Origin of the sequence: Acidovorax sp. Leaf191, from assembly GCF_001424425.1 — a bacterium.
GTDB lineage: Bacteria > Pseudomonadota > Gammaproteobacteria > Burkholderiales > Burkholderiaceae_C > Acidovorax.
Genome location: NZ_LMPT01000003.1, coordinates 181,623 through 190,572, shown reverse-complemented (window position 1 = coordinate 190,572; position 8,950 = coordinate 181,623). Strand labels below are relative to the sequence as shown.

Below are 8,950 nucleotides of genomic sequence, written 5' to 3'. Positions count from 1 at the left end.
TGGCGTGAGCTTGATGGTGCTGCTGCCGCAGGTGAGCAAGATCTCGTCCTTGGCGTTGAGGTGGATCTTTTTGGACTCCAGGAAGATCTGGGTCGCATCGATCTTGATGCAGCTGGGCGCATCGCCCCCACCACCGCCACCTTCGCCACCCGACGGTGCACCCGTGGGCGCGACGATGTTCTTGACCCCCGCGCCCGCTGCGGTCGGCGCGCCGTCTCCTGCCGCGCTTTGTCCCGCGCCTGCGCCCACTTCCAGCACGTAGTCTTTGCCCACGGTGGTTTTCTGGGTCTGCCCGACCTGGGTGGTCTGGCTCTTGCCCACGATGGTGGACATCATCACGCCGATGTTCTGGCTGTACGCCACCCCGACGTTCATCATGCGCACCACGCCCACGTTGAGCATGGACAGGATCCCGATGGTGTGCCGCTTGGTCAGGCCGATGTTCACCGTCTCGTTCTTGCCGACGCTTTCCTTGCGGTTGTCGCCGATGCTGATCTTTTCGTTGTGGTCCACCCGCTCTTTGCGGTTGCTGTGGATGGTGATGGTCTCGTCGCCATCGACCTCTTCCGTGCGCCAGCCGTGCACGGTGATCTTCTCGTTGCGGTCCACCGTCTCGGTGCGGTCCCGGTGGATGGTGTTGGTCTCGTCCCGGTCGATGGTCTTTTCCCGGTCGTTGCCAACCCATTTGACTTCATCGTTCTCGACTTCGGTCAGCTGGTCTTTCTGCGCGTGCAGCCACAGCTGTTCCTGCCCCGCCTTGTCTTCAAACCGCAGGGCGTTGGCGTCGCCCGGGCCGTTTTTCATACCCGCGCCCGCCGCGCCGCCCTTGCTCGATCGCGTGAGGATGCCGCTTTGTGTGGCGCTGCCCGGCAGGCTCCACGGGGGCATGTTGACGGCGTTGTAGACGCAGCCGGTGAGGATGGGGTAGTCCGGATCGCCGTTGAGGTGGTCGATGATCACTTCCATGCCGATGCGCGGGATGAACACGGCGCCGAACTGCGGGCCCGCCCAGCTGGTGGATACGCGCACCCAGCAGCTGGAGTTCTCGTCCATCGCGCCGATGCGGTCCCAGTGGAACTGCACTTTGACGCGCCCGTACGTGTCGGTCCAGATTTCTTCTCCGGGCGGGCCCACCACCACCGCGGTCTGCGGGCCGCGGGTGCGCGGCTTTTGTGTGGTGCGCGGGGGGCGGTAGTCGCTGCTGGTGGGCTGCGCCCGCATCACGAATTGCTGGATGGAGCCCGCCTCCTGCGTGTTCTTGGTCGCCGTGGCGCCCCCTGCCTTGGCGCTGCTCACTTCGGGGTTTTCTTCGAAGTGGTAGTGCACGCTCAGCACCAGGTACTGGCGGTTTTGGTCTTCGCGCGGGTAGTTTTCCAGGTTGATGGTGTAGCCCGGGGCCAGGTTGCGCCGGTTGGCGCGGCCCAGCACGCGGTTTTGCTTGGCCAGGTGTTCCTGCAGGCGCAGCCGGGCGTAGGTCTCGCCGTCCGGGAATTCGGTGTAGCCGCCAGGCCATTCGTAGATTTCGTACTTGTCGTGCTCGTGCCCCGGGGGGTTTTGGCGCATGTTGGACAGGTCGGCCCGGGGTTTCTTGAAGTCGTAGTCGTCGTTGTAGTGGCGCCCGGGCTGCACTTCCTGGGTCAGCTCCCACGCATGGAAGTGCTCGCGCTCGGCCACGGCGGCTTTGCCGGGTGGGTAGAACGGGATGACGTGGCCACCGGGCAGCGGGCTGTGCGAGCCCACGATGTCGTCGGCCAGCACCAGGGTGTGGCTGCCCGCGCTGTGGGTGAAGTAGTAGTAGGCGCCTTCGTGTTCGAGCAGGCGCGCCACGAATTGGTAGTCGCTCTCACCATACTGGGTGCAGTAGTCCCAGGTGCGGTAGGTGCGGGTGAGCTTTTTTTCGATGGGATAGCCGTATTTGCCCAGCACTTCCATGATGATGTCCGGCACGGTCTTGTGCTGGAAGATCTTGAAGTCGGTCTTGCGCGTGGCCACCCACAGCCAGGGGCGAAGGCGCATCCGGTAAGACCCCCACCGGTGGTCCTGCCCCTGCATGCCAAAGTGCGTGACCAGGCCGCTCAGGTAGCGTTTGCCCAGGCCTTCTATCTCGACCTCCACCGATGCYGCCTTGCCCAGCAGCGCCTTGGGGTCGATGCTTTTGCTCGCGCTCACCAGGTCGATCTCCAGCGAGTACAGCTCGCTCAGCGCCTCTGTGCCGTCGAGTTTGCGAAACTGCAGTTGTTCGCCCAGCGGGGTTTGGATCTTGACGCGGCGGGTCATGGCAAATGGGTATGTGTGGAGCTTCATGTCACCCCGCCCTCGGCGGCTGCNCCAGCGAGTACAGCTCGCTCAGCGCCTCTGTGCCGTCGAGTTTGCGAAACTGCAGTTGTTCGCCCAGCGGGGTTTGGATCTTGACGCGGCGGGTCATGCGTTTTGATCCGCTTGGGCACACATCAACCCGTGTGGGCCTGCCAGTACCGTGAGCGATCTCTGTGTGATCGCCCCTTCAGATTCCGTCGAATCTCCCCGCCTCATTGCTGGCCTGCCCATGCTTGTTTCCCTCGGATATTTGTTGTAGCCGCGCACCCGGAGGGGCCGCGAAATCGCCGGGGATGATAGGGGGGAGGTGCGTGCAAAACCTGCTGCGGCGCGCGTTGATTAGCGTTTCAAAACAACTCTTACTGGGGCATTTGGCAAGTGGCGCCAAGGGCCTGTTTTTTGGCATTTGAAGTTGATTTGGTGGGCGCTTACGCAATCCAATTCGGCAGGTCGTCAGCCCCGCGCTACAGGCATCCGACTTGACTGTGTCAGAAGGAGAAAGAGAAGGAGAAGAAGACGGAAATGGCGTGGGCCGTCAGATCACCAATCTTCTTTGACAGCCATCACGGCATCGCTGCCAGCTGCCGCGCGGCCTGCAGCCCACGCTGTGAACGTGCCCGATGCCACCACGGCCAGACTCAGCCCCAGAAGGCGCCAAAGCGGGACCTCCAGGTCCATCGTCCAGTGAAAGCTCTGTGGGTTGACCACGTGCACCAGCACCACCGATACCGCCAGGCCTAGCAGCACGCCGGCCACAGCGCCCACGCCCGTCCAGGCCGCACCTTCGCCTGCCACCACGGCCAGGATCTGGCGGCGCGTAAGCCCCAGGTGGGCGAGCAGGCCGAACTCTTTGCGGCGCGCCAGGATCTGAGCGCTGAAGCTTGCGGCCACCCCAAACAGGCCGATGCCGATGGCCACCGCCTGCAGCCAGTAGGTGACCGCAAAGCTGCGGTCGAAGATGCGCAGCGAGCGCTCGCGGATCGTGCTTGACGAGACGAACTCCACCAGTGCTGTCGTGCCGCTGCCGGGCGCCGATACCGATTGCGATGACGATGCCTCGCTCTGGCGGTCAGCCCCTGCGTCCGTGCCTGCAGCTCCGCCCGCCATGGTGGCCGCCAGGCCGCGGATGGACTGCTGCAAAGCCTGCAGGTCGGCTCCCTCGCGGGGCCACAGGGCCAGGTCACTGGCGCGGGCGTCGCCCGTCAGGCGCAGCCACACCGCGCGATCCATCACCACGGCACCGGACTGCCGGGCGTAGTCACGCCAGACGCCTGCTATAAAAAATATAGCTGGTGGCGCTTGTCCAGAAAGCGGTAGGGGCGAAAATGCCTTGGACAATGCGGGCCATTCCATGCCGGGGCGCAGGCCGTATAGGTCCACGACCGCCTCGCTCACGTAGACCGCGGTGCGGCCGGCGGGCACCGGCAAGGCGTCGCCCACCAACGGCAGGTTGCGCGCAGGGTCAGGCCCCAGCGGCCGGCTGATGACCATGAGCGCGGGACGTGTGGCGTCAAGCTGAACCGGGCTGGCACGCAGGGGCTGCGTGCGCTCCAGGTCCGGCAGTTGCGCGACAGCCTCTGCAAAGCCTGCCGGCAGCAGCGCTGCGTCGCTGCCCGGTGCGTTGACCGCCGAGCGCACGTACAAAGGCGACGGCAGCACCGCGTCGAGCCATTGCGTGACCGATCCGCGAAAGCTCGACACCATGACCGTGAGCGCCACGGCCAGGCTCAGGCTGGCCACCACGCCCCCCACGGCGATGGCGGCCGAGCCGCGCATGCGGCGCGCGCGCTCCAGCGCCAGCAGCGGCAGGGCATGGCGCGCAGCCAGCGGCTGCAGGTGGCGCAGTAGCCAGGCCATGCCCCAGGGCAGCAGCGAGATGCCGCCCACCAGCAACAGCGCAATGGCCAGGTACGCTGCCAGCGGGATACCCTTCACCGGCGGCACGCGCGTCAGCAGTGCGCCTGCGGCTATCAACCCCACGCCCACCATGCCGCTGCCCGCCTGCACCGATGCGGCACCCAGGCCCTTGAGGGTTTGTGCAGGCGGCAACCCCTGCGCAGCGCGCGCCGGCCACCACCCACCCACCAGCGCTGCAAGCACACCCAGCGTTCCATAGGCCAGCGCCGCCGGCGCGCCCCACTGCAGCGCTGGCTGCACGCCTGAAAAATAGCCCCCGCCCAGGTCGCCACCCAGCAACTGCAGCGCGGTGGCCGCCAGGGCCGTGCCCAGGGCAACGCCAGCGGCGCTGCCCACCAGGCCCAGCAGGGCGGATTCGGTCAGCACCAGCACCAGGCGCTGCCGCGGCGTGGCACCCAGCACGGCCAGCAGCGCAAACTGCGGCGCACGCTGCGCCACGCTGAGCGCCAACACCGAGAACACAAGGAAAGCACCCGTGAACAGCGCGACCAGCGCCAGCACGGTCAGGTTCACGCGGTAGGCGCGCGACAAATTGCTGATGCGCTGCGCCGCATCGCCCGGCTGCGCAAACACCAATTGGCCAGGCCAGCTGGGCAATGCGCGCACCGATTGTTCCCAGGCAGTGCGGTCGGTGCCGGGCTGCAGCTGGATGTCGATGCGGCTCAGTTGCCCCACACGGCCCCACAGGTCCTGCGCGGCGCCGATGTCCATCACTGCCAGGGGCGCCCCGCCTGCTGCCACCGTGCCGGCTACATGCACCGGCAGTTGTTGCAGCCCTGCTTGCAGAAAGATCTGGGGTGCAGGTTCAGCCGCGCTGCGGGGCGTGGCGGGCAAACCCAGTGCCTGCAGCGCGGACGCATTGAGAAAGACCGTGGCTGGCGCAAACAGCGCAAAGCGGTCGGCACCGGGCCACGGGCGCGGCATGAGCGCAGGCGCCATACCGGGCACAAGCAACGCGTCTATGCCCAGCAGGCGTATGGGAGTTGGCGCCTGCGCTTGCGCGGCTGCTGAAGCGGTATCGGTGCCAGAGGTGGACGGCCTGAGTGCCGGCGGCGTGGGTGTCGGCGGCGTGGGTGTCGACGCCGTAGGTGCCGAGGTCGACGGTGCCGATGGTGCTTGTTGAGCTGCACGCGCCACTGCCGACACCTCCAGCACCGGGCTGGCCCGCGCCACCTGCGGGTGGGTGGCCAGCTGCCCATACAGGGCCTCGGGCAGGCTGCCCTGCATGGCCCGAAGCTCCAGGTCAGGCTGCCCGTTGACCGCCCGCACCGCTTGCGAAAACTCGTCCAGCGCCGAGGCGTTGATCACGTGCACCGCAAACGCCAGCGCAACCCCCAGCATCACCGCCACAACGGCCGCAGCGCTGCGCCAGGGGTGGTGGCGCAGGTCCTGCCAGGAGAAGGTGCGAAGCAGCGCAAGCATGGCCTGCATTGTGGCCGCTGGCGCTGTGGGCCCGGCATTGGGTGGCAAGTGGACGTTGCGGATCCAGGTAGCGGATCAAGGTGGCATGGGCACGCACTCAGGCCGGCCTGTAGGTAGAGGCTGCTTCGATGGCGCAGAGGCTGCCGAGGCAGCGTGCCGTCGTTCTGCTCAGAACGAGCGCTTTCGGGCGCCGCGCCTCAAACCGTGGTGTGGCTATTGCGGTTCAACCGCCCGCGCTGATCCCATCGCTGCGCAGCCGCAGCACCCTGTCGGCCCTTGCCGCAGCGGCGTCTGAATGCGTCACCAGCACCAGCGACGCGCCGTGCTCGCGCGTCTGCGCCAGCAGCAGGTCCATCACGCGGGCTGCGGTGGTGGGGTCGAGGTTGCCGGTGGGCTCGTCCGCCAGCAGCAGGGCCGGGCGGTGGACCAGTGCACGGGCGATGGCCACGCGCTGCAGCTGCCCGCCGCTGAGCTGCTGCGGCAGTCGGCCGCCCAGGTCGGCCAGGCCCACGGCATCCAGCATGCGTCCGATGCGCGCAGGGTCAGACCGGCCCAGCAGCATCAGCGGCAGGGCCACGTTCTGCGCCACGTCCAGGTGCGGCAGCACGTGGAAGGCCTGAAAGACGAAGCCCACGTTCGCGCGCCGCCACAGCGCGCGCTGCGTGTCGTCGAGCGGCCCCAGGTCGATGCTGCCATGGGTGATGCGGCCGGTGTCCCAGGTGTCCAGGCCCGCCAGGCAGTTGAGCAGCGTGGACTTGCCCACGCCCGAGTCGCCCACGATGGCCACGAACTCGCCCGGCGCGACGGTGAAGCTCACCTGGGCGAACACCGCGGCATCGCCATAGTGCTTGCCCAGCTGTTCCACGCGCAGCCCCGCAGGAGTGGGGCTGGCCGATGGCGAGCCCGTGCCCTGTGCCGCGTGTGCTGCTGCGGGCTGCGTCATGGTGCGCGCAGGTCCAGCCGCTGCAGCACGGCCTGCACGAGGGTGGATACCGCGTCCGGCGTATCGCAGGCAATGGCCTGGCGCTGCGGCATGCTGCGCAACCAGGTGATCTGGCGCTTGGCAAGCTGGCGCGTGGCGGCGATGCCGCGCTCGCGCAGGTGGGCGAGGTTGGGTGGCGTGCCCGGGGCGCCCGGTGTGCGGGCGGCCTGAAAGTCGAGCTCATCCCACACCTGGCGGTAGCCGACACAGCGCATCGAGGGCAGGTCCGGGTGCAGGTCGCCGCGCGCGCGCAGGGCCTGCACTTCTTCGACAAGGCCGCCAGCGAGCATGGCGTCAAAGCGCTGGGCGATGCGGCCGTGAAGCCAGGCCCGGTCATCGGGTTCCAAGGAAAAAAGGGCGCTGCCGCCCGCTGGCAGGGCGCTGCCAGCTCCTCTTTTTGTAGTGTGAAAGCTCGACAGTGGCTGGCCGGACACGTGCCATACCTCCAGCGCCCGCTGGATGCGCTGGCTGTCTCCAGGCGCCAGGCGTGCGGCCGTGACGGGGTCTATCACCGCCAGTTCAGCATGCAGCGCGGGCCAGCCCAGCTCGGCGGCTTGGGCTTCGATCCGCGCGCGCACGGCGGGGTCGGCGGCGGGCATGTCGTCGATGCCGTCGAACAGCGCCTTGAAGTACAGCATGGTGCCGCCCACCAGCAGCGGCAGCGCGCCGCGCGTGCGGATATCGGCCATGAGCCGCGTGGCGTCCTGCACGAATTCGGCCGCGCTGTAGGCCTGCAGTGGGTCGCGGATGTCGATGAGGTGGTGGGGCACGGCCGCGCGCTCTTCGGGCGTGGGCTTGGCAGTGCCGATGTCCATGCCGCGGTAGACCAGGGCCGAGTCCACGCTGATGATCTCCACCGGCACGCCTTGCTGGCCCAGCACGGCGGCCAGCGCCAGGGCGCCCGCGGTCTTGCCGGATGCGGTGGGGCCCGCCAGAGCAATGGCGGGCAGGTGGTGGGTCTGCTGCGGGGGCCTGGTCACGCGCGGGCTCCAAATTTTTGCACCAGCGTCCAGGAGATCACGGCCAGCACGGTGGACCAGAACCAGATGCCGTTGACCAGGGGCCACACCGTGCCGTCCAGGCGCGCACCCAGCCAGCCGCCAATGGCAAACGCGGCCAGCATCATCATGAAACCATTGAGCGCCGACGCCACCCCCGCCGCCTGCGGAAACGGGCCCACGGCGCCGCTTTGCCCGCAGGGCTGGTGGATGCCGTGGCCCAGCATGAAGAGGTAGAAGGGCAGCGTCAGCGCCCAGGGCTGGTGCCAGCCCAGGTGGGCCACCAGCGCCATCAGCGTGCCGCCGCTGATGCTCAGCGCCCCCGCGATGGCCACCGTGCGCTGCAGCCCGCATCGGGCCAGCAGGCTGCGGCATAGGAAGGTGCCCCCGAAGTAGGCCAGACAGGCCGACGCCATGGTCCAGCCGTACTGCGTGCGGCTGAGGCCCAGCACGTCGATGTACACGAACGACGACGCCGCCAGAAAGGTGAACAAGCCGGCGTAGGTGGCCGTGGTCTGCAGCGAGAACGCCCAGAACGTGGGGTGGCGCAGCACCTGCAGCCAGGTGCCCAGCAGCACACGCGGCTGCAGGGCCTGGGGGTTGCGCCGCGCCAGTGTCTCGGGCATGCGCAGCGCCACCAGGGCCAGCGTGACGACCGCATACACCGTGAGCGCCATCAGCGCCGCGCGCCAGCCCAGCCATTCACTGAGCAGCCCGCCCATGGGCGCGCAGATGCAGGCCACGATGCCCAGCCCCGTGAGCGCCTTGGACATGGCGCGCGCTCCGTCCAGCGGCGTGTACAGGTCGCGCACGATGGCGCGGGCGCACATCACCACCGCACCCATCGCAGCGCCTTGGGCAATGCGCCACAGGATCAGCAGCGCCATGCTGGGCGCCAACGCGCTGCCCAGCGATGCCACCGTATAGATCGCCAGGCCCGCCAGCAGGATGGGGCGCCGGCCGAAACGGTCCGACAACGGGCCCCACACCATCTGCGAACAACCGAACGCCAGCAGCAGACCGCTGAGCGTGAGCTGGGCCGACGCCATCGGCGCGCCCAGGCTGCGGGTGAGCGCGGGCAGGGCGGGCAGGTACAGGTCGGTGGTGACGGGCTGGATGCTGAGCAGCAGGGCCAGCACCAGGATGGCCAGGCCGGGCGCAACCGTGTCGTTGGAAGCCGTGGGCACGGCGGTGGCAGAAGGGGCAGACATATCTGTCTGAGGGTACCAGATGGGGCTGCCTTGACCTGCGCCAAGGGCTGCCGCCGCGCCCCTGCCAAGGTGGCATTGATGCCCTAGTGTTAATGCTCTGGCAG

Annotated in this window: 5 protein-coding genes; all 5 read right to left on the bottom strand. The window is 68.0% G+C overall.

Features of this window, described 5'->3' with window-relative positions; translation table 11 throughout:
- Positions 1-2,277 (bottom strand): type VI secretion system Vgr family protein (locus ASG27_RS05275; protein ID WP_056409664.1); only part of this gene is annotated, 2,277 nt, incomplete at its 3' end.
- Positions 2,278-2,856: 579 nt separating this feature from the next.
- On the bottom strand, positions 2,857-5,664 hold the full coding sequence (locus ASG27_RS05270) for an ABC transporter permease (RefSeq protein ID WP_056411894.1): 2,808 nt from the start codon (positions 5,662-5,664) through the stop codon (positions 2,857-2,859).
- 214 nt (positions 5,665-5,878) lie between these two features.
- Positions 5,879-6,598, bottom strand: a complete 720-nt coding sequence (locus ASG27_RS05265) for an ABC transporter ATP-binding protein (protein WP_082486173.1) — start codon at positions 6,596-6,598, stop codon at positions 5,879-5,881.
- On the bottom strand, positions 6,595-7,617 hold the full coding sequence (miaA, locus tag ASG27_RS05260; protein ID WP_056411891.1) for a tRNA (adenosine(37)-N6)-dimethylallyltransferase MiaA: 1,023 nt from the start codon (positions 7,615-7,617) through the stop codon (positions 6,595-6,597). The genes ASG27_RS05265 and miaA overlap by 4 nt, the downstream gene beginning before the upstream one ends.
- The gene (locus ASG27_RS05255; protein ID WP_056411889.1) at positions 7,614-8,846 is read right to left on the bottom strand and encodes a multidrug effflux MFS transporter; all 1,233 of its coding nucleotides are present in this window, start codon (positions 8,844-8,846) and stop codon (positions 7,614-7,616) included. The genes miaA and ASG27_RS05255 overlap by 4 nt, the downstream gene beginning before the upstream one ends.
- Positions 8,847-8,950: the final 104 nt, after the last annotated feature.